This is a genomic window from Pseudomonas baetica, from assembly GCF_019733355.1.
Classification (GTDB): Bacteria; Pseudomonadota; Gammaproteobacteria; order Pseudomonadales; family Pseudomonadaceae; genus Aquipseudomonas; species Aquipseudomonas baetica_A.
In genome coordinates, this window is sequence record NZ_JAIHLQ010000005.1 from 1 (window position 1) to 22,754 (window position 22,754).

Genomic DNA, 22,754 nt, shown 5'->3' on the forward strand with positions numbered 1-22,754 from the left:
ATGGTCGGGGTAAGGGGATTCGAACTCCTGACATCCTGCTCCCAAAGCAGGCGCGCTACCGGACTGCGCTATACCCCGGTTTGAAATTGGCTCCGTGACCAGGACTCGAACCTGGGACCCAATGATTAACAGTCATTTGCTCTACCGACTGAGCTATCACGGAACTACATATTTCAATTTACAACGGTGAAACTTACAGCTCTTAGACCCTCGTTCGCATCGCTGCGTTCGTGTGTCTGAGGCGCGCTATTCTACAACCTAGATCACCTCTGTCAACCCCCTAAATCGCTTTCAAGTTAATGATTTGCAACTTATTTCAGATTTCTGCTCAGTGAGCTGAAACCTTGTGGGTGACTGACTGCGGGGCGCACTTTACAAGCCTTTTCCTTTGAGTTCAACAGCCTGGCGAAAAAAAGGCCTCGCAAAGCGAGGCCTTCCTTATTTCATTGACGCTGCGGCTCAGTTGAAAACGATTTCGTCGTCCGCAACGGTTCCGGTTGCCGTGTCCCCCGGCATGAAATGCCCCGAGAGGATCAATTGTGCCAGCGGGTTTTCGATCCAGCGCTGGATCGCCCGTTTCAAAGGTCGCGCGCCATAGACCGGGTCGTAACCGACGGCAATCAATTTGTCCATCGCTTGCGGACTCAATTCCAGCTTCAATTCGCGCTCGGCCAGACGACTGCGCAGACGGCCCAACTGAATCTCGGTAATGCCCGCGATCTGATCCCGCGCCAAAGGCTCGAAGATCACCACTTCGTCAACCCGGTTGATGAACTCCGGACGGAAGTGACTGGTCAGCGCATCCATCACCGCCGCACGTTGCGCCTCACGATCACCCACCAGCTCCTGAATCTGCACTGACCCCAGGTTCGACGTCATGACGATCACAGTATTGCGGAAGTCCACCGTACGGCCGTGGCTGTCGGTCAGGCGACCATCCTCAAGCACTTGCAGCAGGATGTTGAACACATCCGGGTGCGCTTTCTCGACTTCGTCCAACAGGATCACCGAGTAAGGCTTGCGCCGCACCGCTTCGGTCAGATAACCGCCCTCTTCGTAACCGACGTATCCCGGTGGTGCACCGATCAGGCGAGCCACAGAATGTTTCTCCATGAACTCGGACATGTCGATCCGCACCATCGCCTCTTCGGTATCAAAGAGGAATTCAGCCAGCGCTTTGCACAGCTCGGTTTTACCGACACCGGTCGGGCCGAGGAACATGAACGAGCCGCTCGGGCGATTCGGGTCCGACAACCCGGCGCGGGAACGCCGAACGGCATTGGCCACCGCCACGACCGCTTCGTCCTGGCCGATCACACGCTGGTGCAACAGGCTTTCCATCTTCATCAGCTTGTCGCGCTCGCCTTCGAGCATTTTCGACACTGGAATACCGGTCCACTTCGACACGACTTCAGCGATTTCTTCCTCAGTCACCTTGCTGCGCAGCAACTGGTTTTCGCTCTTGCCGTGCTGATCGACCATTTGCAGGCTGCGCTCCAGATCCGGGATCACCCCGTACTGCAACTCGGCCATGCGGTTCAGGTCGCCTTTACGGCGCGCCGCTTCCAGCTCCTGACGGGACTGTTCGATCTTCTGCTGAATCTGTGCAGAACCCTGTACCTCGGCTTTTTCCGAGTTCCAGATTTCTTCCAGATCCGAATACTCACGCTCAAGCCGGACAATTTCCTCCTGAAGTTTTTCCAGGCGTTTCATCGCGGCTTCGTCGCTTTCTTTCTTCAGTGCTTGCGATTCCACCTTCAACTGAATCAGGCGGCGCTCCAGACGATCCAGCACTTCCGGCTTGGAGTCGATCTCCATACGGATGCGGCTGGCGGCCTCGTCGATCAGGTCGATGGCCTTGTCCGGCAGTTGCCGATCAGTGATGTAACGATGGCTAAGCTTGGCCGCTGCAATGATTGCACCATCAGTAATCGCGACCTTGTGGTGAACCTCGTAACGCTCCTTGAGGCCACGCAGAATCGCGATGGTGTCTTCTTCACTTGGCTCATCCACCAGCACTTTCTGGAAGCGCCGTTCGAGGGCTGCGTCCTTCTCTATATATTGGCGGTACTCGTTGAGCGTGGTCGCGCCGACGCAGTGCAACTCGCCGCGAGCCAGCGCTGGTTTGAGCATGTTGCCAGCATCCATCGAGCCCTCGCCTTTGCCGGCGCCGACCATGGTGTGCAGTTCGTCGATGAACAGAATGATCTGCCCTTCCTGCTTCGACAGCTCGTTAAGCAGCGATTTCAGGCGCTCTTCGAACTCACCGCGGTACTTGGCACCGGCAATCAATGCGCCCATATCCAGCGAGAGCAGACGCTTGCCCTTGAGGCCGTCCGGCACTTCGCCGTTGATGATGCGCTGGGCCAGGCCCTCGGCAATCGCGGTTTTACCCACACCGGGTTCACCGATCAGCACCGGGTTGTTCTTGGTACGGCGTTGCAGAACCTGAATGGTGCGACGAATTTCATCGTCACGACCGATCACCGGATCGAGCTTGCCGTCTTCGGCACGCTTGGTCAGGTCGACGGTGTATTTATCCAGCGCCTGACGCGACTCCTCGTGGTTGGCGTCGTTGACCGCGTCGCCACCGCGCAGGTTGTTGATCGCGTTCTCCAGCGCTTTCTTGCTCACGCCTTGGCCAAGCAGCAACTTGCCGAGCTTGCTGTTCTCATCCATCGAGGCGAGTAGTACCAGTTCGCTGGAGATGAACTGGTCGCCCTTCTGCTGGGCCAGGCGGTCAGCCTGGTTGAGCAGACGCGCCAAGTCCTGCGACATGTTGACGTCGCCGGTGGGGTTCTGGATTTTCGGTAATTGATCGAGCTCTTTGGTCAGCTCTTTGCGCAAGCTATTGATGTCAAAGCCCACCTGCATCAGCAGGGGTTTGATCGAACCGCCCTGCTGCTCAAGCATGGCCTGCATCAAGTGCGCCGGCTCAATAGCCGGATGATCATGGCCGACAGCCAACGATTGGGCGTCGGACAAGGCCAACTGTAATTTGCTGGTTAAACGGTCTATACGCATGGGTCACCTTCCTTTTGAGCAGGCCGGACCTGAAAACCATCCTGAATAAAGAAACCTGCCAGATACCACTGTAGATGCGGTCGATTCTGCGAGATTCAAGCAGCGGAGAGTTGATGCAGGTCAGGCAAGTCTAGCGGGTGAGCCAAACCAGGGAGGCAAAGCGACCAGTGCGCGACGCACGGCGGTAAGAAAAGAAACGCGGATCGGTCACGGTGCAGAAATCGCCACCGTAAACCGCAGTGACACCACGAACTGCAAGACGCAGGCGGGCCAGCTTATAGATGTCAGCCATGAACTTGCCCGCATTGTGGCTCGGGACAAAGGCTGTCGCCGCTTCGGGCAGTTGATCGATAAAGACCTCCCGCACTTCCGGGCCAACTTCAAACGCTTGCGGGCCGATGGCCGGGCCGAGCCAGACCAGCACGTCTTGTGCCGGGACATCGAGCGTATCCAACGTGGCTTCGAGCACACCGGCCGCCAGACCACGCCAACCGGCATGGGCCGCTGCAACGCGGGTGCCGGCGCGATCACAGAAAAGCGCCGGCAAACAATCGGCCGTCATTGCCGTGCAGGCAATACCGGGGGTTGCAGTCCAACTGGCATCAGCCATTGCAACCACGCCCGGATCAGCATGCGCCACGGCAATCCCGTGAACTTGCTGCAACCAGGCAGGCTTTATAGAGAAGTGATCAGTCAGACGCCGACGATTTTCGGCAACAGCCTCAGGACGGTCATCAACATGATCGCCCAGATTGAGGCTGTCGAACGGCGCCTCGCTGACACCACCCTCGCGGGTGGTGACACAGGCCCTGACGCTGGCCGGCGCAGGCCAGTCCGGCGTCAGCCAGTTCATCCGACGAAAGCCTCGCGATCCTGCTTGAGCAGGGTCAGCAACCAGACGAAGTCTTCCGGCAGCGGCGATTCCCAGCTCATGCGCTCACCGCTCGTCGGGTGATCCAGTTCAAGGAAGCGCGCATGCAGGGCCTGACGCGGGAAGTGCTTGAGCGACTCGACCATGGTCGGGTTTGCGGCTGGCGGAATGCGGAAACGACCGCCGTACGCCGGGTCGCCGACCAACGGGAAGTTGATGTGCGACATGTGGACGCGGATCTGGTGGGTACGGCCGGTTTCCAGTTTCACCCGAACGTGGGTGTGCGAACGGAAACGCTCCAGCACGCGGTAGTGGCTGACGGCAGGCTTGCCGCCTTCCATCACCGCCATGCGCTGGCGCTGCTGGCCGTGACGGCCGATCGGGGCGTTGATCTTGCCACCGGCGGTCACCACGCCAATCACGATGCACTCGTAGATCCGGCTAACGCTGCGGCTCTGCAATTGTGCAACAAGCTTTGTCTGCGCCTGAATGGTCTTGGCCACCACCATCAAACCGGTGGTGTCCTTGTCCAGACGATGCACGATACCAGCGCGTGGGACATTGATAATGTCCGGAACGTGGTGCAGCAAGGCGTTGAGCAAAGTGCCATCGGCGTGACCGGCAGCCGGGTGCACCACCAGGCCCGCAGGCTTGTTGATCACCAGAATGTCGTCGTCTTCATAGACGATGTCGAGTTCGATGTCCTGGGCGATCCACTCGCCCTGGGCTTCCTGCTCGGCAGTCAGCTCAAGGATGGCACCGCCATGCACGATGTCGCGAGGGCGGATGACCGCCCCGTCCACAGTCAGGTGACCTTCTTTGATCCAGGCGGATAGGCGCGAGCGTGAGTGCTCAGCGAAGAGTTGGGCGGCGACTTGATCGAGGCGTTGGCCGCCCAAATCGGACGGCACCTCTGCGCGAAGTTCAATTTTATCGGACATGCTCTGACTGGGCGTCGGCACAGCCTTTGGTTTCGGCTGCGCGCTTGTGGTTAAATACGGCGTCTTTTGCCCCGAGGCTTTTCAACGGGGCGCTCATCATAACAGGACGGCCCCGCCCAAGACAGCGGCCGTCATAGGGACGCAAGCCGCCATGCAAGTGAAACACCTGCTGCTGATCGCCATCCTCGCATTGACCGCTGCTTGCTCATCGAAGGAAGTCGTAGACGAAAACCTCAGCGAAGCCGAGCTGTATCAGCAGGCTCAGACTGACCTGGACAACAACAGCTACACCAGCGCCACAGCCAAGCTGAAGGCTCTGGAGTCGCGGTATCCGTTCGGTCGTTACGCCGATCAGGCACAGCTGGAGCTGATCTACGCCAACTATAAAAACGCCGAGCCGGAAGCTGCAAAGTCCGCTGCCGAGCGTTTTATTCGTTTGCATCCGCAGCACCCGAACGTGGATTACGCGTACTACCTTAAAGGTCTGACTTCTTTCGACCAGGACGTCGGCCTGCTGGCGCGCTTCCTGCCGCTGGACATGACCAAGCGTGACCCGGGCGCTGCCCGCGACTCTTACAACGAGTTCGCCCAGCTCACCAGCCGCTACCCGAACAGCCGCTACGCGCCGGACGCCAAGCAGCGCATGATTTACCTGCGCAACCTGCTGGCGGCCTACGAAATCCACGTCGCCGACTACTACCTGACCCGTCAGGCCTACGTCGCCGCTGCCAACCGTGGCCGTTATGTCGTGGAGAACTTCCAGGAAACCCCATCGGTCGGTGACGGCCTGGCGGTGATGACCGAAGCCTATCAGCGTCTGCACCTGGACGAACTGGCGGCCACCAGCCTGGAAACCCTGAAGCTCAACTACCCGAACCACCCGAGCCTGCAGGACGGTCAGTTCGTGCCATCGGTCGCCGAAGCCGACAACCGTTCGTTCCTGAGCAAGGCGACCCTCGGTCTGATCGAGTCGCGTCCACCGCTGCCGCCAGGCGAGACCCGCGCCAACCAGGACGTACAGAAGCAGTTCCAGGACGCCAAAGACGCGATCCCGAACGAGCTCAAGCCTAAAGACGAAAACGGCGACGTGATTGAAGAGCCGGAGCCTGAGTCGAGCAACACCGACCGTTCGTGGTTCAGCTACATGACTTTCGGCGTGTTCGACTGATCACACCGGATGTACAAAAAGGGAGATCTTCGGATCTCCCTTTTTCATTACCACGCTTTAATAGGCTGTGCGCTTGTCAGGTCCTTGGCTAAACTGCCGGATCATCAGTCGGAAAGCCGCTCATTATGTTTCGTTTATTGTTCTGGATCGTCCTGATAGTTGCTGCGGTATGGCTGTGGCGCAAATTCAAGGCATCCGCCTCGTCCACACAATCTCCACGCTCGCCTCGCGAACAAGACGCCTCACCAATGGTGCGTTGCGCCCATTGTGGCGTGCACCTGCCCCGCGACCGCGCGCTGAGCGTTCAACAACAGTGGTATTGCAGCCAGGCTCACCTTGAGCAAGGCCCAGGCACCAGTGATCGCTGAGGCCGCCAACGCCAACAGCAAACAGGCTCAGCGTCTGCTGCGCCTTTATCATCTTTATCGTTTAAGTGTCGGCATCACGCTGGTGCTGCTGATTTCCAGCAACATGGACAACCGTCTGTTGACGTCGGCCAACGACGATCTGCTGCGCGGTGGCAGTTGGCTGTATCTGATCCTCAACATTCTGCTCGTGGTGTTTCTGGAAAACACCCGCCGCCCCGCACAACTGTTCAGTCTGGCGCTGGTCGACGTATTGCTGCTGTGCGGCCTGTTCTATGCGGCAGGTGGCGTTGCCAGCGCCCTGGGAAATTTGCTGATTGTCTCGGTGGCCATCAGCAATACCTTGCTACGACGACGCATCGGTCTGCTGATCGCCGCCATTGGGGCTCTCGGCATTGTCGGTCTGAGTTTTCTACTGAATTTCAGCCATCCCCTGAGCGCCAACGAATACCTGCAGGCCGGCACTCTCGGCGCACTGTGTTTTGCCGCGTCTCTGCTGGTGCAAGGACTCGCCCGGCGCTTGGAAGTCAGCGAAACACTGGCCGAACAGCGCGCCAGCGAAGTGGTGGGCCTGGAAGCCCTCAACGCGTTGATCCTGCAGCGCATGCGCACCGGGATTCTGGTGCTCGACGAACAACGGCGGGTACAACTGGCCAACCACAGCGCCCAGACGTTGCTCGCACAAGCCCCTCTTCAAGGCCATTTGATCGACGACTACTCGCCGGCGCTGGTTGATCGTCTGCAACTGTGGATGAATAACCCGACCCTGCGCCCGCAGAGCCTGAAAATTCCCGGCAACGGTCTGGAGTTGCAACCGAACTTCATTGCACTTGAGCAAAGTCCGAACCAGCAAACACTGGTGTTCCTCGAGGATCTGGCGCAGATCGCCCAACAGGCCCAGCAACTCAAGCTCGCCGCCCTCGGACGCTTGACTGCCGGCATCTCCCACGAGATTCGTAATCCGCTGGGTGCCATCAGTCATGCCGCGCAGCTATTGGGTGAATCCGAGGAACTCGACAGCGCGGATAGGCGTCTGACGCAGATTATTCAAGATCACTCCCAGCGCATGAACCGAGTCATCGAAAACGTCCTGCAACTGTCCCGCCGCCAGCAAAGCGCCCCCCAACGGCTGGAACTCAAGCCGTGGCTGGAAAGCTTCGTCGCCGAAAGCCGCGAACAGGCCACCGAGCGCCAGCAGATTCATCTGCGAGTCAACTCGGGGGACTTCACCACCCTGATGGACCCCAACCAACTCACACAAATTCTCGACAATCTGTTACGCAACGGTTGGCGTCATAGCGCCTTGCTGCATGATCAGGCCGAGGTCTGGCTGGCGCTGTTCATCGACGCCGATAGCCAGTTGGCGACGCTCGAAGTGCAGGACAACGGACCCGGCGTGCCGCCCGACGAGCAGGCGCACCTGTTCGAACCCTTCTTCACCACCAGCAGCCAAGGCACCGGCCTTGGGCTTTATCTGTCCCGTGAGCGGTGCGAAAGCAACCAAGCGCGCCTAGACTTCAAACCACGCCAAGGCGGCGGCTGCTTTCGCATCACCTTTGCTCACGGACGGAAACAAAGTTGAACACGAGCCCACGGCAAAAAATCCTTATCGTCGACGACGAACCGGATATCCGCGAACTCCTGGAAATCACCTTGGGACGGATGAAACTCGACACCCTCAGCGCACGCAACTTCAGCGAAGCCCGGACGCTGTTACACAGCGAGTCCTTCGACCTGTGCCTGACCGACATGCGCCTGCCCGACGGTACGGGGCTGGAACTGGTGCAACACATCCAGCAACGTTACCCGCAACTGCCGGTGGCGATGATTACCGCCTACGGCAGCCTGGAAACGGCGATCAACGCCCTCAAAGCCGGGGCGTTCGACTTTCTCACCAAACCTGTCGATCTCACTCGCCTGCGCGAACTGGTCAGCACTGCCCTGCGCATGCCCGCATCTGGCGGACTCGGCACATCGATTGATCGGCGCTTGCTGGGCGAATCGCCACCGATGCGCAATTTGCGTAAACAGATCGACAAACTCGCCCGCAGCCAGGCGCCGGTGTACATCAGTGGCGAGTCCGGTAGTGGCAAAGAATTGGTCGCAAGACTGATTCACGAACAAGGACCACGCGCCAGTCAGCCCTTCGTGCCAGTGAACTGTGGGGCGATTCCTTCGGAGCTGATGGAAAGCGAATTCTTCGGTCATCGCAGAGGCAGCTTTACCGGCGCCGTCGAGGACAAACCCGGGTTGTTTCAAGCTGCGCATGGCGGCACGTTATTCCTTGATGAAGTGGCGGACTTGCCTCTGCCGATGCAGGTAAAACTGCTGCGGGCGATTCAGGAGAAAGCCGTGCGCAGTGTCGGCGGCCAGCAGGAAAGCGTGGTCGACGTGCGGGTTCTTTGCGCCACACACAAAGATTTGGAGGCGCAGGTTACAGCCGAGCGCTTTCGTCAGGATCTCTATTACCGGCTAAACGTGATTGAACTGCGCGTACCGCCTCTGCGCGAACGGCGCGATGACATTGAAGTGTTGGCCAGCCATATGCTCAAGCGCCTGGCCAGCGCCAGCGGCCAACCGGCGGCACGTTTGCACCCGCAGGCCTTGGAAGCACTAAAAAGTTACCGGTTTCCGGGGAATGTCAGGGAACTGGAAAACGTCCTCGAACGAGCGCACACATTGTGCGAAAACCAGGTGATCGAGGTTGGGGACTTGCGACTGAGCGAAGGCAATTGCACGGCCGAGAGCGGCATTGCCGACCTCACGCAGATCGACAATCTTGAGGATTATCTGGAGAACGTCGAGCGCAAACTGATTTTGCAGGCGCTGGAGGAAACCCGCTGGAACCGCACGGCGGCGGCACAGCGCTTGAGTCTGTCGTTTCGGTCGATGCGCTATCGCCTGAAGAAGCTCGGTCTGGATTGAGGTCCCCTTCGCAAGCTCGCTCCCACAGGTTTAGAGCGTGTACATGAATAGTGTGTACAGCAAGCCCCCGTGTGGGAGCGGGCTTGCTCGCGAAAGCGGTATCGCAAACGCCAACGAATACCTGACTAAATGCGGCCTTCAGGTGCATAAGGCGCCGGATCAATAATCGGCGTCCGTCCCAGCATCACATCGGCAAACAACTGGCACGACGCCGGTGCCAGCACCAGTCCATTGCGGTAATGACCGCAGTTGAGCCACAACCCATCGAACCCCGGCACCCGGCCAATATAGGGAATACCTTCCGGCGACCCCGGACGCAATCCCGCCCAATGCCCGACCACTTCGGCATCTGCCAGCGCCGGCAACAACTCAATCGCAGACGCCTTGAGGCTTTCGAGCGCCACGTCGGTCGGTGTCTTGTCGTAGCCCTCATGCTCCAGCGTACTGCCGATCAGGATATGCCCGTCGCGGCGCGGAATCGCATAGCGCCCTTTGGCCAGCACCATGCTTGGCAGAAAATCCGCTGCGCACTTGTACAGAATCATCTGGCCTTTGACCGGCTCGACCGGCAGCGTCAGGTCCAGCGTCTTGAGCAAATCACCGCTCCATGCGCCCGCCGTCAGAACCACTTGATCGCCCGCGATCAGCCCATTGGATGTCTCGACACCAATGACTCGCTCACCCTCGCGAACAAATCCGCTGACTTCACATTGTTCGTGAATGGTCACGTTTGGCAGCGCCAGCAGCGCCGCTTTCAGCGACTTGACCAGCCGCGGATTTCTGACGTTGGCCACATCAGCCATGTAGATCGCTCGTGAGAAACCTTCACCGAGCACCGGCACCGCTTCGTGGGCAGCCGAGATATCCACAGCCTGCAGCGGACGGTTTTCCCGTTTGGCCCACGCCAGCGCTTCGGCCTCGTCATCGAGATCCAGCCAGTACAAGCCCGTGGTATGCACCTGGGGATCAACCCCGGTATCGGCGAACAAGCGCTCGCCGAGCTGTGGATAAAAATCCTGCGACCAATGCGCCAGCGCGGTAACGGCCGGGCTGTAGCGCCACGGATACAGCGGAGAAACAATGCCGCCGCCAGCCCAGGACGATTCCTGGCCGACGTTCGAGCGATCCAGCAGCACCACGCTGCGCACTTCGGAGGCGAGATTGTAGGCGGTGAGCAGGCCAATTACCCCGCCACCGACAATCACCACTTGCTGTTGCCTGGTCATGTTTGATCCAACCGTAAAAAAGACAGTGGGCGCAAAAGGCACCCTAAGAAAAGCGCTTCAGCGGCCCCAGCAATCCTTGGTGGTCAGCCCGGTAGTCGCGTTGTTCATGCTTCTGACACCGGTGTTGGTGAGGGTGAAGTCCCCGCACTTGTCGGTGGCCATGGCCGTGCCCGTTTTACGGGTGGCGGTCAGCAGGAAGGTCTGGTCAGCAATGGTCGGCGTGACGGTGTAGAAATCGTTGCCTGTGCTGAGCCCGGTAATGCCGGTGTAGACATTGTTCTTGGTGTAGAAACGTTCGAGGGTCTGCGCCTGCTCCGACAGCAGCGATACCACCTCGGCGCGGCGGCCCTTTTTCACGTATTCGGTGAGGCTTGGATAGCCGATGGTGATGACGATCCCGATGATCGCAATCACGATCATGATTTCGATCAGGGTAAAACCTCGGTTGAATCTGCGCATGCCTCAAACTCTCACTTACTGTATTTGTCGCCACATGATACGACGGCTGCCGCCGCCGGATTTTTCCACCAGGGTAGTCACGCCACCACTGGAGTCACTCACGATCTTGCGCGTTGCACCGTTGACGATGGCATTCAGGGTCGGGATGCCGCCGGTAAACACAACGCCACTGGAAATCGTGTCATTGCTGTCGACCACGCCATCGGCGTTGGTATCGAGCACCGCGTAGTTGAGCATCTTACCGCTGAACGCATCGAGTTCGACCAGTTTGCCAGTGCCGAAACTGGCACAGGGATCGGTGGTATCGACGCTCGCCGTGGTGAAGATGATCCGACCGAGCACCAGGCTGGCCTGATTGATCACCCGCTCACCGGTCAGCGCGTTGTTATACACCAATGGCAGATACCAGCCTTTCTCCCCCGGATAAGTCGTGTCGTTCTGGGTGGTGGTAATGAATTGCCCGGAACTGCCGGAGAATACGCCCGTGACGGCCTGCGCCCGCAAACTGCTGACGGTGAGTTGCCCCGAGCCGCCATCGGCATCCCACACCGAGTAGAACGCCTGTAAATCCTTGTTGGTCTTGTCAGCGGTTTCGTTGAACTTGCCGGTGCCGACGAATATCTGTTTGCCGCCCAGCGCGTTGTCTGCCAGCAACGGTTGCGCGGTAATCGGCTGAGTCAATCCACCTGCCGTGGTGAACAACGGTTTGCCGGAAAATGCTACGCCCCAACTGCTGGTCGACGTCGCGCTCAAATCGAACTTCCACAAGCGCCCTTTCAAATCACCGCCATAGGCAGCCTGCACCACATTGGACGAGTTGACCTTGAGTTTCACCGAGGATAGACCGTTAGTGGTTTCAGTACTGTCGATCACGATTTTCCTGATCAACGATCCATCACGCACATCCAGTACATACAAGGCGGCCACCCCGGAGTTGCTGCCATAACCGTTGGCAATGAACGCCGCCCAGCGCCCATCGGCCAAGCGTGCCACTTCCGGGCGGGCATAGGCGTAACCCAGATCATTAAAAGCGTTGGCGGTGCTGGCGGTGGCCGGTGCGCTGACTTCCCACAGAGCGCGCAAAACGTTGCCCGCAGACGCGTCGAACAGTTGCAGCGCATAGAACGTTTTGCCACCGGCACCAGTGCCGCCGATGGCCAGGGTTTTCCAGGCGCTGTTGAGTTGGGCGTCATACACGCCGACCTGACCGTCGACCAGAAACTTGTGGCTGACACCGTTGATGTAGGTCGGATCGGCAATCAGGCGAAGCGAGGGCAAGACACTGGATGGCATATAGGCGTATCGCCGAGTGCCGTTGGCCGAGTTGATGACATTGACGAAGCCGTCGTTGGCATTCACCACAAGGCTGGTGTTCATATTCGACGCTTTGGTGTTCAAGTAGGAGGTATAGGTGGTGTCGCCAGACAGATCGGAGGCAGTTTTATCCGTTGGCGACGCCAGCACCAGTGGCGAGTTGATGATGTCACCCAGCAACACACTGCGAACCTTGAACCCGGCTTTGTTGGTCCCTTTGCTCCACTCCACCAGATCGTTACCCGTCATGCCGGTGGGCAGGCCCTGACTGAGTGTCGTCTGCTGTGTGGCGGAAAAGTTACCGTAGGACAGCGTTACAGCGGCGTTGCTGGATGTGTTCCAGGATTGGTAAGTCGGCGCCGTAGTCCCCGGCACGATGGTCGTGTCAGTGGTCCAGAGTGTCGCCGACGTGTTCACCGCCCCGGCCGCTGTGAAGCCAAAGGACTTGATCGTCCCGCGCCAATCCTTGGGGTCGTAGCTGGTCTGGAAATAGCTGGTGCCGCTGGCGAGTGTGGTGCCGCTGGTGACACCGCTGCCGCCGGAGCCGGCCTTGGACGTGATATCGCTGAGCGCCGACGACAATGCCGCGTTCAGCCCAGTGCTGTCAGTCGCTTGATAGTACCTCCCCTGTCCGTAACTCGCCGCGTCCGAGAGCATCTCGTTGTCAGCGGTGAACCCCACGGTGTAGGTGTTCATGTTCTGTTTGGGAAAATCCACTGCGTTCCAGCTCTTGCCCGCCGCGTCCGTACCGGTTGAACGCATGTCGATGTCAAAAGCGAATTTGGCGATGTCATCCAGATAGAGTGTGTCCCCCTCGTCGTCGCCATTGAGGTTATTGCCGTCATTGTTGACGCCATCCCAGTTCGGTAAACGGCTGCCGCCTAACGGATCGTTGGTCGGGAAGGTACGGTCGAATGTCGGCAAACCGTCGGTGATCACCACTCCGTAATTTTTTTGGCAGCGATAGTGGATCGGGCTGGTGTAGGTGCTCGGCGCATTGTTGTAGTAAGGCGTCATACCGCGCATGTAGCGGGTGACTTCGTAATAGGTTTCCGCCAGTGGCGTGTTCGCCACAGCGCTCAGTCCGTTGATCGAGGAGATCAGAGCGTTGTAGTTGCTGTCGGCCTGGGCCTGGGTAACGCTGCCGGTCACCGGTGACAGATCACTGATGGTACGGGCGATGTAACCGCCATTACCTGAATTGTTGCTGGTGACCGGATTGAACGTCGACAGGCCAATGCGCAATGTGCGATTGCTGGTCACCAGAGCTGTCGATACGTTGCGCGCGACATTGATCCGGTAGTCGTTGGGAATCGCTCCGGTGGTGAAGTCACGGTTACTGCCGTTGGCCAGGCCGACCACGTAGGAAATGTAGTCCGCTGAGTATCGGGTGTTGCCACCACCCACCGGATCCGGCAATTTCAGGCAAAGCGGCGTCAGACTGTTGTTGTAAAACGCATACGCTCCACCGGAGCAACCGGATGTCGAAAGGCTCGACAAAAATATCGTGTTACCGCTGATCTCCGTCGAACTGAAGCACAACCCGAAAAAACCGTTGCACTGTCGTGCCGGTGTGCGGTCAACGGCAGGATCGAATCCCGGCGCATAAATGATGCTGTTCATGCTCCCCGAGTCGTCGATAAGCAGCATCACATTCGGCGCTACTGCTGCAGCGCTCAACAGCGGCGAGTCGGATGGTGTGAACGCATAGACCGGTGTTGCCAAATAGAAACCCAGCAGCATGCCGAACAGCAGCGATGCGCAGCGCTTAATACTTCGCATAGACACTCTCCACCACACTGCGCGAAGTGCCAGCAACGCCGACCGCGGTCACCCGATAAAGCGTTGCCGAGGTGTTGCTCGGCACGTTGACGGCGGTCAGCGTCGTGCCGATGTTCTGCACGCCATAGAAGCCGTTACCGGCGGTGATCCAGGTCACGCCCGATGTCGAATTGAACCCCGCCGCACTGACCACCGATGACTCTGCCGGCGGCGCACATTGTGTCGTGCCGCTGCACACTGCCAGCGTATAGGTATCGAGTTGCACCGCACTCTCACCCACCCGCAACGCTGCTTCAGCGGTCTGGAACGATTGATTGCGCAGGCTCACACTGCCCGCCATTTTTTCCTGAAGGGTGGCGCTTTGCATCGACGAAAGGCCGATCATCGTCAGCAACAACAGAAACACCAGGCTGACCAGCAGCACCATGCCGCGTTGCGCCTGACGTTGATGGAAAGAAATCCTCATAGGAGCAGCCCTCACTGCAAGCGGTTGCGGACAGCCGCAACCACGTTGAAGGTTTGATCAGCCACCCGTTTGCTCGGGTCGTTGAGGGTCAGGCTCAAGCGCACACTGCGGATCCGTGCTGGATCACCGGGGTTGGTACTGTAAGTCGAAGCCGCCACATCGGTGGCTGAACTGGCCAGACCGAAAGTCACGTTGAAAGCGCTGACGTTATTCACCAACACTTGCTGAGCAGGTGTCCCGCTGCCGGTGCCCATCAGAATCTGATTGTTGCTGAAACTGTAGAGCAGACGGCGAATCGGGAAAGCGATCTGCCCGGTCGCCGGGCTTCGCAAACCGGTGTAAGCCGTTGCGCTGTTGCGGCAATCGGAGAGCACTGTCCAGGTCGGCGTGCCGCCGCTGCCGCCGATGTCGGCCGTGACCAGCGTCAGTTTCAGGTTCGCGTTGTCCCAACTGATCGGCGTGATCTGCGCCGCACTGAAATCCCCTGACGTGCTGGCATCAGTGATCGTGCCAAGGCAGCCAAACATCCCGACCATACGGATTTCCTGAATCATTTTGCTCAACACGAAACGCGCATCCTCCTGCATGGCGGCGGCACTGTTCTGGCTGACGTAGGTATTCTTCGCGGCGATGAAAGTCTGAACCACGCCCAACACCACAATCAGCCCCAGTGCCAGAGCGACCAGCATCTCGATCAGGCCAAAACCGCGGTTGTGACGCTTCATGGCGTGGCCACCGGATCGACCGCAGCGCGACTGGTCAGCACGAAACTGCGCTGAGCGCTGGCCGTGTTGGCTGCCCGCGCGTCACTCCAGGTGATGGTGATGGTGTAAACCCGCTGGTTGAGCGTGATGCTGCCGGTCGCCGTCGGCCCGCCGAAACCGACGATGTTGGAGGTGAAATCGTAGAGATCCTGATCGCGGGCGACGCCAAGGTTGCCCGACGTCGGTGGCGTGACGGTGTAGTCGGCGCCGGAATTGGCGCGGATACGGTCCATCATGTCGTAGGCAATGAAACTGGCCTGACTGGTCATGCGCGAGCTGTCGGTGTACTTCAGGGCATTGAGTTGCACGGCCGCCGCCCCCAACAGCCCGACCGTAAGAATCAACAACGCGACCAGCACTTCGATCAGCGTCATGCCCTCCTGTGCGTTTTTACTCCCTGCCCTCATCCGCAACTTCCACCCAATTGAATTCGTCCGTTCAAACACACATTCAGCGTCCTGCTTTGCGTTCCCAAGGTGTAACTGAAGACCACCGCCGTCGATGGCGCGGCCAGACCGCCGAGATTGTTGAAGTCCAGTGCGGTCACCCCAGAGGTTAGCGCCAGAGTTGCGCCGCTGCTCATGGCTGGAACAACCCGCAACACATTGGCCGAAGTGCCAGTACTGTCGTAGACCGACAGTTCGCCGGTCCAGGCATTGCCCCCGGCCGTCGGCCGCAGCCGCGTCGTCACGCCCCGATCAATCGCTTCCAGTCGTGCGAAATTGATCGCTCGTTGCAGGTCGCCCATTTCGGTATCGGCCCTGCTGCCCTGTATCGAACGGGTGAACGCAGGCACCGCCAAAGTGATCAGGGTTACGAATATCGCGACCGCAACCAGCAACTCGATCAGCGTGAAACCTTTTGTACGAAGATCCATCGTTGCCCTCCGTTGCCGTCAGCTATACCTGCTTCTACACGCTAGAACATTCAACCGACCTGTGTCGGTTGATTTGCCCTGTGCGGCGCACGGATCGCCCCGCACATCACACGCCATGGAGGGAATTTTCATGCCGCAACGAGGCTTCAGCCTGATTGAACTGATTATGGGACTGGCGATTGGCGCAATTGTTCTGCTGCTGCTCACCCCGGCGTTTGCCACGCTCAGGGAGTCAAACCATCGAGATCAGGCCGCACAGTCGCTGCTCGACGGCATCCGCAATGCCCGCACAATAGCGATCACGCGCAATCAAAGCGTGGTAATCCATGGCATCAATGGCGACTGGAGTCAGGGCTGGCGGATCATTCTGGATATCAGCGGCAAGGGGCCGGAGGACAGCAGCAATCCGCTGCTGGTGGAGCGTGAGAGTGACGCGAAGGTGCCGATTGTCGGCAACTGGTTGGTGAGCCGTTATGTGCGCTTCAGCAGCCTGGGGCAACCGCTGATGCCAGGGCGGGCCTTTCAGGCTGGGACATTACACATTTGCTCGACTCGCGAGCCGGTCAGCCAGCGCCAAGTGGTGCTGGCGGCGACCGGTCGAGTGCGCCTGAGCAGCAAAAACGCTGAACAGGCGTTGTGTCAAAAAGCAAAAACGCTTAAATCGAACGCACGCGCAGCTCTTTAGGCATCGAGAACGTGATGTTCTCTTCGCGGCCGGCCAGCTCATCGGCACCGGTAGCGCCCCAGGCCTGCAACTGTTGGATCACGCCACGCACCAGCACTTCCGGCGCGGAAGCACCGGCGGTGATGCCAATGCGTTCGACGCCATCGAACCAGCTCTTTTGCAAGTCTTCGGCACCGTCGATCAGGTAGGCCGGAGTGGACATGCGTTCGGCCAGTTCACGCAGGCGGTTGGAGTTGGAGCTGTTCGGGCTGCCGACCACCAAGACCACGTCGCATTCGTCGGCCAGTTGCTTGACCGCGTCTTGTCGGTTTTGCGTGGCATAGCAGATGTCGTCCTTGCGCGGGCCACCTATGGCCGGGAAACGCGTGCGCAAAGCATCGATAACGCGGCTGGTGTCGTCCATCGACAGCGTGGTCTGGGTGACGAATGCCAGTTTTTCCGGGTCATGTACCTGCAATTCGGCCACGTCTTTCTCGTCTTCGACGAGGTAGATTGCACCGCCATTGCTGGCATCGTACTGGCCCATGGTGCCTTCAACTTCCGGGTGACCGGCGTGGCCGATGAGGATGCATTCGCGACCGTCGCGGCTGTATTTGGCGACTTCGATATGCACCTTGGTGACCAATGGACAGGTGGCGTCGAATACTTTCAAGCCACGGCCAGCGGCTTCGGTACGCACGGCTTGCGAAACCCCGTGGGCACTGAAGATCACGATGACGTCGTCCGGTACCTGATCCAGTTCTTCGACGAAAATGGCGCCCCGGCTGCGCAAATCCTCGACGACGAACTTGTTGTGCACAACTTCATGACGCACGTAGATCGGCGGCCCGAAGACTTCCAGGGCGCGGTTGACGATTTCTATCGCCCGGTCCACGCCGGCGCAGAAGCCACGGGGGTTGGCGAGTTTGATTTGCATGCTGTGCCTCGTGTCTTGCGCGCGAAAAAACAGTGAATAACTACTGAGGGAGCGGGCTTGCTCGCAAATGCTGACTGACATTCAACCTATAAGTTGTCTGACACACCGCTTTCGCGAGCAAGCCCGCTCCCACATTTTTACAGCGCTTTGACGCTGATGATTTCCACGTCAAAGGCCAGCGTCTTGCCCGCCAGCGGGTGATTGAAGTCGATGGTCACTTGCGCATCGTCGAACTCTTTCACCACACCCGGCAGCTCAGTATTGGCTGCATCGTTGAAGATCACCAGCAAACCCGGCGACAACTCCATATCAGCAAACTGCGAACGCGGGATAACCTGCACGTTCTGCGGGTTCGGTTGACCAAAAGCGTTCTCCGGCTCGACGCTCAGCGTACGCTTGTCGCCAGCCTTGAAACCGAACAATGCCGCTTCGAAACCCGGCAGCAGGTTGCCGTCGCCGACCTTGAAAGTCGCTGGGGCCTTATCGAAGGTGCTGTCGACCGTGTCGCCGTTCTCCAGGCGCAATGCAAAATGCAAGGTGACTTCCGTGTTCTGGCCGATGCGTTGCTCAGCCAATACCTGTTCAGTCATGAACGGTTTCTCCGGTTTTCTTGGTTTTGAACATATCCAGTGCCAGCATCACCGCACCAACGGAGATGGCGCTGTCGGCGAAGTTGAACGCCGGGAAGTACCAGCGGTTCTGCCAGTGCACCAGAATGAAGTCGATCACATGGCCCAGCGCAATGCGGTCGTACAGGTTGCCCAGGGCACCACCCAGCACCAGCGCCAAAGCGATGGCCAGCCAGGTTTCGTTGCGGCCCAGACGCTTGAGCCAGACCACCAGCACCGCGCTGACCACGATCGCGATCAGGGCGAACAGCCAGCGCTGCCAGCCGGAGCCGTCAGCGAGAAAGCTGAAGGCTGCACCAGTGTTGTAAGCCAGGGTCCAGCTGAAATAATCGGGAATGATCACGATCTGCTGGAACATTTCGAGCTTGTTTTCGAAGTAGAACTTGCTGGCCTGGTCAATGACCAGAACCAGCAAACTCAACCAGAGCCAGCTCAACCGTCCGAAACGGCCAACGGCATTAGGCATAGTGACGAACCTCGCCAGCGCCGCTGATGTTATCAACACAACGACCGCAGATTTCCGGATGCTCCGGGTTCACGCCGACGTCTTCGCGGCAGTGCCAGCAACGGGCGCACTTGGCGAAGGCCGATTTGACGATCTTCAATTTCAAACCACTGACTTCGGTCGCTACCGCGTCGGCCGGAGCCTGTACAAACGGTGCAACGCCGGCGGTCGAAGTGATCAGGACAAAGCGCAGTTCGTTGCTCAGCTTGGCCAGATCGGCGCTCAAGGCGTCTTCGGCGAACAGCGTCACTTCGGCTTGCAGGTTGCCACCGACGGCTTTTGCCGCGCGCTGGATTTCCATTTCTTTGTTGACCGCAACCTTCACTTCCATGATGCGATCCCAGTACTCGCGACCCAGCTCGAAGCCTTCCGGCAGCTCGGTCAGACCTTCGTACCAGGTGTTGAGCATGACCGATTCGTTACGCTCGCCCGGCAGGTATTGCCACAGCTCGTCGGCGGTGAACGCCAGGATCGGCGCGATCCAGCGCACCAGCGCTTCGGAGATGTGGAACAGCGCGGTTTGCGCCGAACGGCGGGCCTTGCTGTTGGCGCCAGTGGTGTACTGACGATCCTTGATGATGTCGAGGTAGAACCCCCCCAGCTCCTGCACGCAGAAGTTGTGGATCTTGGAGTAGACGTTCCAGAAACGGTACTCACCGTAGTGCTCTTGCAACTCGCGTTGCAGCAGCAGAGTGCGATCCACCGCCCAGCGATCCAGTGCCAGCATCTCTTCAGCCGGCAGCAGGTCGGTGGCCGGGTTGAAACCGGTCAGGTTCGAGAGCAGGAAGCGTGCGGTGTTACGGATACGCCGGTAGGCGTCCGCGCTGCGCTGCAGGATCTGCTCGGACACGGCCATCTCGCCGGAGTAGTCGGTCGAAGCCACCCACAGACGCATGATGTCGGCGCCCAAGGTGTCGTTGACTTTCTGCGGCGCAATCACGTTGCCCAACGACTTGGACATTTTGCGGCCGGACTCGTCGACGGTGAAGCCGTGGGTCAGCAGCTCGCGGTACGGCGCGTGGTTGTCAATGGCGCAACCGGTCAGCAACGACGAGTGGAACCAGCCGCGGTGCTGGTCCGAACCTTCCAGGTACAGGTCGGCACGCGGGCCGGTTTCGTGCCCCATTGGGTGCGAACCGCGCAGTACGTGCCAGTGAGTGGTACCCGAATCGAACCAGACGTCGAGGGTGTCGCTGATTTTGTCGTACAGCGGCGCTTCGTCACCGAGCAGTTCGGCAGCGTCCATCTTGAACCAGGCTTCGATGCCTTCGACTTCAACACGCTTGGCGACTTCTTCCATCAGTTCAACGGTGCGTGGGTGCAGCTCGCCGCTTTCCTTGTTCAGGAAGAACGGGATCGGCACGCCCCAGTTGCGCTGACGGGAGATGCACCAGTCCGGACGGTTGGCGATCATCGAGTGCAGACGCGCCTGGCCCCAGGCCGGAACGAACTGGGTGTCTTCGATGGCTTTGAGCGAGCGCACACGCAGGGTATCGCCGCTGACCGGCTCTTTGTCCATGCCGATGAACCACTGCGCGGTGGCGCGGTAGATCAATGGAGTCTTGTGGCGCCAGCAGTGCATGTAGCTGTGCTCGATGACGGTGGTGTGCATCAGCGCACCGACTTCGGTCAGCTTCTCGACGATGGCCGGGTTGGCCTTCCAGATGAACTGGCCGCCGAAGAATTCCAGCGACGGCACGTACACACCGTTGCTCTGCACGGGATTGAGGATGTCGTCGTTGACCATGCCGTACTTCTTGCAGGTCACGAAGTCGTCCACGCCGTAGGCCGGAGCGGAGTGAACCACGCCGGTGCCAGCGCCCAGTTCGACGTAGTCGGCCAGATATACCGGCGACAGACGGTCGTAGAACGGGTGACGGAAGTTGATCAGCTCCAGCTCTTTGCCGGTAGTGGTGGCGATGACCGAACCTTCAACGCCGTAGCGAGCCAGGCAGGCTTCAACCAGCTCTTCAGCCAGCACCAGCAGCTTGTCGCCGACATCGACCAGGGCGTAGTTGAATTCCGGGTGAACGTTCAGCGCCTGGTTGGCCGGGATGGTCCACGGGGTGGTGGTCCAGATCACGATCGAGGCTGGTTTGCTCAGCGACGGCAAACCAAACGCGGCAGCCAGTTTGGCTTCGTCAGCGATCGGGAAGGCAACGTCGATGGTCGAGGACTTCTTGTTTTCGTACTCGACTTCGGCTTCAGCCAGCGCCGAGCCGCAATCGAAGCACCAGTTCACAGGCTTGAGGCCCTTGAACACGAAACCGCCCTTGACGATTTCGGCGAGGGCACGAATTTCACCGGCCTCGTTCTTGAAGTCCATCGTTTTGTATGGGTTGGCGAAGTCACCCAACACACCGAGGCGGATGAACTCGGTCTTCTGCCCTTCAATCTGCTCGGTGGCGTAGGCACGGCAAAGTTCGCGGGTCTTGTCCGCGCCCAGGTTCTTGCCGTGGGTCACTTCAACCTTGTGCTCGATCGGCAGGCCGTGGCAGTCCCAACCCGGAACATACGGCGCGTCGAAACCCGACAGGGTTTTCGAGCGGATGATCATGTCCTTGAGAATTTTGTTCAGTGCGTGACCGATGTGGATCGTGCCGTTGGCATACGGAGGGCCGTCATGCAGAACGAACTTCGGACGATCCTTGCCAATCTCGCGCAACTTTCCGTACAGGCCAATACTGTCCCAGCGCTGCAGGATCTGCGGTTCGCGCTGTGGCAGGCCGGCCTTCATTGGGAAGGCGGTGTCCGGAAGGTTTAGCGTGGCTTTATAGTCGGTCATTTAAGGCTCTTCATTAGCGATGGGCGCTAGGTGCGGCTAGTGCACGGGCGGTGGCGACATCCGCATTGATCGCCGTTTTCAGCGCCTCCAGAGAGGCAAATCGCTGCTCTTCACGCAGCTTTTGGTGGAAAACCACCGTCAAACGCCGGTCATACAGATCGCCGGCAAAATCTAAAAGATGGACTTCAAGGTGGGCCTTGCCGTCGCCTTGCACTGTGGGCCGCACGCCGATATTGGCGACGCCGGGCCAGGTCTTGCCGTCGATATCCACATTCACCAGATACACCCCAGTGAACGGCACGCGACGACGCTTGAGTTGAATATTGGCAGTGGGCGTCCCCAGTTGCCGGGCCAGCTTCTGGCCATGCAGCACGCGACCGACTATGCGGTACGGGCGGCCGAGCAAGCGTTCGGCCAGGGCAAAATCGGCGGCGGCCAAGGCGTTGCGCACCTGAGTGCTGCTGACGCGAATGCCGTCCAGCTCGACGGTTTGTGCAGCTTCGACGCTAAAACCGTGGACCTGCCCGGCCTGCAACAGGAAATCGAAATCACCGAGGCGGTCGCAGCCGAAGCGGAAGTCGTCACCGACCTCCAGATGCTGCACGCCGAGGCCGTCTACCAGAATGGTGTCGACGAACTCACTGGCGCTGAGCTTGCTCAGACGCTGGTTGAAGGCCAGACACAAGACCCGGTCAACGCCTTCGGCCGCCAGCAGTTGCAGCTTGTCGCGCAACCGGGCAAGACGCGCCGGTGCGGTCTCGGGTGCAAAGAATTCCCGTGGCTGCGGCTCGAAAATCACCACGCAGCTGGGTACGCCCAACTCGAGCGCACGCTCACGCAGTCGGGCCAGGATAGCCTGGTGACCACGGTGAACACCGTCAAAGTTGCCAATAGTGGCGACGCAGCCCCGATGCTGGGGGCGCAAGTTGTGGAGGCCTCGAACCAGCTGCATAACGCGCTTCTTGCTCATAAAGTGGTCGATTATAACCACACCCGGCGGCAGACGACAGGCAACACCGTAACGCAAAGTGATCGAGCCGACAAAACTGTCG

General features: G+C 59.2%; 20 protein-coding genes and 2 tRNA genes. 5 read left to right on the forward strand and 17 right to left on the reverse strand.

All coding sequences use genetic code 11. The features are described 5' to 3' along the window. Nucleotide 1: 1 nt before the first annotated feature. From K5E40_RS05960 to rluD, 5 genes are all read right to left on the reverse strand, one after another. Nucleotides 2-78, reverse strand: a tRNA-Pro gene (locus K5E40_RS05960). 9 nt (nt 79-87) lie between these two features. Beyond that, nucleotides 88-163: transfer RNA gene (locus tag K5E40_RS05965), tRNA-Asn, on the reverse strand. Nucleotides 164-459: 296 nt separating this feature from the next. Then, nucleotides 460-3,024, reverse strand: a complete 2,565-nt coding sequence (clpB, locus tag K5E40_RS05970) for an ATP-dependent chaperone ClpB (RefSeq protein ID WP_221730084.1) — start codon at nt 3,022-3,024, stop codon at nt 460-462. A 130-nt stretch (nt 3,025-3,154) separates the two neighbouring features. Next, nucleotides 3,155-3,877, reverse strand: coding sequence for a peptidoglycan editing factor PgeF (pgeF, locus tag K5E40_RS05975; RefSeq protein WP_221730085.1), 723 nt, complete (start codon nt 3,875-3,877; stop codon nt 3,155-3,157). Next, nucleotides 3,874-4,836, reverse strand: coding sequence for a 23S rRNA pseudouridine(1911/1915/1917) synthase RluD (rluD, locus tag K5E40_RS05980; protein WP_221730086.1), 963 nt, complete (start codon nt 4,834-4,836; stop codon nt 3,874-3,876). The genes pgeF and rluD overlap by 4 nt, the downstream gene beginning before the upstream one ends. A 151-nt stretch (nt 4,837-4,987) precedes the next feature. Between rluD and K5E40_RS05985 the strand changes: the two genes are divergently transcribed. The 4 genes from K5E40_RS05985 (at nt 4,988) to K5E40_RS05995 (ending at nt 9,294) form a co-directional block, all read left to right on the forward strand. After that, nucleotides 4,988-6,004, forward strand: coding sequence for an outer membrane protein assembly factor BamD (locus K5E40_RS05985; protein WP_221730087.1), 1,017 nt, complete (start codon nt 4,988-4,990; stop codon nt 6,002-6,004). Between the two features lie 125 nt (nt 6,005-6,129). Then, the gene (locus K5E40_RS34920; protein ID WP_260455540.1) at nt 6,130-6,372 is read left to right on the forward strand and encodes a PP0621 family protein; all 243 of its coding nucleotides are present in this window, start codon (nt 6,130-6,132) and stop codon (nt 6,370-6,372) included. Then, nucleotides 6,362-7,951: a PAS domain-containing sensor histidine kinase gene (locus K5E40_RS05990; RefSeq protein ID WP_221730275.1), complete on the forward strand. Its 1,590-nt coding sequence runs from the start codon at nt 6,362-6,364 to the stop codon at nt 7,949-7,951. Before K5E40_RS34920 ends, K5E40_RS05990 begins: the two co-directional genes overlap by 11 nt. Further along, entirely contained in the window at nt 7,948-9,294 is a 1,347-nt protein-coding gene (locus K5E40_RS05995; RefSeq protein ID WP_221730088.1) for a sigma-54 dependent transcriptional regulator, read from the forward strand. The genes K5E40_RS05990 and K5E40_RS05995 overlap by 4 nt, the downstream gene beginning before the upstream one ends. A gap of 125 nt (nt 9,295-9,419) precedes the next feature. Here the strand turns inward: K5E40_RS05995 and thiO are convergent, their stop codons facing one another. The 7 genes from thiO to K5E40_RS06030 are packed head-to-tail and all read right to left on the reverse strand — an operon-like array spanning nt 9,420 to nt 16,182. Beyond that, a complete protein-coding gene (gene thiO / locus K5E40_RS06000) occupies nt 9,420-10,520 on the reverse strand; it encodes a glycine oxidase ThiO (RefSeq protein ID WP_221730089.1) in 1,101 nt (366 codons plus the stop codon). Nucleotides 10,521-10,577: 57 nt separating this feature from the next. Beyond that, a complete protein-coding gene (locus K5E40_RS06005; protein WP_221730090.1) occupies nt 10,578-10,979 on the reverse strand; it encodes a type IV pilin protein in 402 nt (133 codons plus the stop codon). A 15-nt stretch (nt 10,980-10,994) separates the two neighbouring features. Next, a complete protein-coding gene (locus tag K5E40_RS06010) occupies nt 10,995-14,075 on the reverse strand; it encodes a pilus assembly protein (RefSeq protein WP_221730091.1) in 3,081 nt (1,026 codons plus the stop codon). Continuing rightward, a complete protein-coding gene (locus K5E40_RS06015; RefSeq protein ID WP_221730092.1) occupies nt 14,062-14,541 on the reverse strand; it encodes a PilX N-terminal domain-containing pilus assembly protein in 480 nt (159 codons plus the stop codon). The genes K5E40_RS06010 and K5E40_RS06015 overlap by 14 nt, the downstream gene beginning before the upstream one ends. 11 nt (nt 14,542-14,552) lie before the next feature. Continuing rightward, nucleotides 14,553-15,266 carry a PilW family protein gene (locus K5E40_RS06020; protein WP_221730093.1) on the reverse strand — a complete coding sequence of 238 codons (714 nt, stop codon included), beginning with the start codon at nt 15,264-15,266 and terminating at the stop codon, nt 14,553-14,555. Further along, the gene (gene pilV / locus K5E40_RS06025) at nt 15,263-15,712 is read right to left on the reverse strand and encodes a type IV pilus modification protein PilV (protein ID WP_221730094.1); all 450 of its coding nucleotides are present in this window, start codon (nt 15,710-15,712) and stop codon (nt 15,263-15,265) included. The genes K5E40_RS06020 and pilV overlap by 4 nt, the downstream gene beginning before the upstream one ends. Further along, nucleotides 15,709-16,182: a GspH/FimT family pseudopilin gene (locus tag K5E40_RS06030; RefSeq protein WP_221730095.1), complete on the reverse strand. Its 474-nt coding sequence runs from the start codon at nt 16,180-16,182 to the stop codon at nt 15,709-15,711. The genes pilV and K5E40_RS06030 overlap by 4 nt, the downstream gene beginning before the upstream one ends. A 130-nt stretch (nt 16,183-16,312) precedes the next feature. Between K5E40_RS06030 and K5E40_RS06035 the strand changes: the two genes are divergently transcribed. After that, nucleotides 16,313-16,867, forward strand: a complete 555-nt coding sequence (locus K5E40_RS06035) for a GspH/FimT family protein (RefSeq protein WP_221730096.1) — start codon at nt 16,313-16,315, stop codon at nt 16,865-16,867. Here K5E40_RS06035 and ispH read toward each other — a convergent pair. From ispH to ribF, 5 genes are all read right to left on the reverse strand, one after another. Next, nucleotides 16,839-17,783 (reverse strand): 4-hydroxy-3-methylbut-2-enyl diphosphate reductase, encoded by a 945-nt coding sequence (gene ispH / locus K5E40_RS06040; protein ID WP_221730097.1) that lies wholly within the window; start codon nt 17,781-17,783, stop codon nt 16,839-16,841. The genes K5E40_RS06035 and ispH overlap by 29 nt on opposite strands. A gap of 137 nt (nt 17,784-17,920) precedes the next feature. Then, nucleotides 17,921-18,358, reverse strand: a complete 438-nt coding sequence (fkpB, locus tag K5E40_RS06045) for an FKBP-type peptidyl-prolyl cis-trans isomerase (protein ID WP_221730276.1) — start codon at nt 18,356-18,358, stop codon at nt 17,921-17,923. 7 nt (nt 18,359-18,365) lie between these two features. Then, the gene (lspA, locus tag K5E40_RS06050) at nt 18,366-18,878 is read right to left on the reverse strand and encodes a signal peptidase II (RefSeq protein ID WP_221730098.1); all 513 of its coding nucleotides are present in this window, start codon (nt 18,876-18,878) and stop codon (nt 18,366-18,368) included. Further along, nucleotides 18,871-21,702 carry an isoleucine--tRNA ligase gene (gene ileS, locus K5E40_RS06055; RefSeq protein WP_221730099.1) on the reverse strand — a complete coding sequence of 944 codons (2,832 nt, stop codon included), beginning with the start codon at nt 21,700-21,702 and terminating at the stop codon, nt 18,871-18,873. The genes lspA and ileS overlap by 8 nt, the downstream gene beginning before the upstream one ends. Nucleotides 21,703-21,715: 13 nt before the next feature. Further along, nucleotides 21,716-22,654: a bifunctional riboflavin kinase/FAD synthetase gene (gene ribF / locus K5E40_RS06060; RefSeq protein ID WP_221730100.1), complete on the reverse strand. Its 939-nt coding sequence runs from the start codon at nt 22,652-22,654 to the stop codon at nt 21,716-21,718. Nucleotides 22,655-22,754 lie beyond the last annotated feature (100 nt).

Excerpts from the sequence above, each read along its gene's own strand:
- clpB (WP_221730084.1), bottom strand. The coding sequence starts at position 3,024 with ATGCGTATAGACCGTTTAACCAGCAAATTACAGTTGGCCTTGTCCGAC.
- pgeF (WP_221730085.1), bottom strand. The coding sequence starts at position 3,877 with ATGAACTGGCTGACGCCGGACTGGCCTGCGCCGGCCAGCGTCAGGGCC.
- rluD (WP_221730086.1), bottom strand. The coding sequence starts at position 4,836 with ATGTCCGATAAAATTGAACTTCGCGCAGAGGTGCCGTCCGATTTGGGC.
- K5E40_RS05985 (WP_221730087.1), top strand. The coding sequence starts at position 4,988 with ATGCAAGTGAAACACCTGCTGCTGATCGCCATCCTCGCATTGACCGCT.
- K5E40_RS34920 (WP_260455540.1), top strand. The coding sequence starts at position 6,130 with ATGTTTCGTTTATTGTTCTGGATCGTCCTGATAGTTGCTGCGGTATGG.
- thiO (WP_221730089.1), bottom strand. The coding sequence starts at position 10,520 with ATGACCAGGCAACAGCAAGTGGTGATTGTCGGTGGCGGGGTAATTGGC.
- K5E40_RS06005 (WP_221730090.1), bottom strand. The coding sequence starts at position 10,979 with ATGCGCAGATTCAACCGAGGTTTTACCCTGATCGAAATCATGATCGTG.
- K5E40_RS06010 (WP_221730091.1), bottom strand. The coding sequence starts at position 14,075 with ATGCGAAGTATTAAGCGCTGCGCATCGCTGCTGTTCGGCATGCTGCTG.
- K5E40_RS06015 (WP_221730092.1), bottom strand. The coding sequence starts at position 14,541 with ATGAGGATTTCTTTCCATCAACGTCAGGCGCAACGCGGCATGGTGCTG.
- K5E40_RS06020 (WP_221730093.1), bottom strand. The coding sequence starts at position 15,266 with ATGAAGCGTCACAACCGCGGTTTTGGCCTGATCGAGATGCTGGTCGCT.
- pilV (WP_221730094.1), bottom strand. The coding sequence starts at position 15,712 with ATGAGGGCAGGGAGTAAAAACGCACAGGAGGGCATGACGCTGATCGAA.
- K5E40_RS06030 (WP_221730095.1), bottom strand. The coding sequence starts at position 16,182 with ATGGATCTTCGTACAAAAGGTTTCACGCTGATCGAGTTGCTGGTTGCG.
- K5E40_RS06035 (WP_221730096.1), top strand. The coding sequence starts at position 16,313 with ATGCCGCAACGAGGCTTCAGCCTGATTGAACTGATTATGGGACTGGCG.
- ispH (WP_221730097.1), bottom strand. The coding sequence starts at position 17,783 with ATGCAAATCAAACTCGCCAACCCCCGTGGCTTCTGCGCCGGCGTGGAC.
- lspA (WP_221730098.1), bottom strand. The coding sequence starts at position 18,878 with ATGCCTAATGCCGTTGGCCGTTTCGGACGGTTGAGCTGGCTCTGGTTG.
- ileS (WP_221730099.1), bottom strand. The coding sequence starts at position 21,702 with ATGACCGACTATAAAGCCACGCTAAACCTTCCGGACACCGCCTTCCCA.
- ribF (WP_221730100.1), bottom strand. The coding sequence starts at position 22,654 with ATGCAGCTGGTTCGAGGCCTCCACAACTTGCGCCCCCAGCATCGGGGC.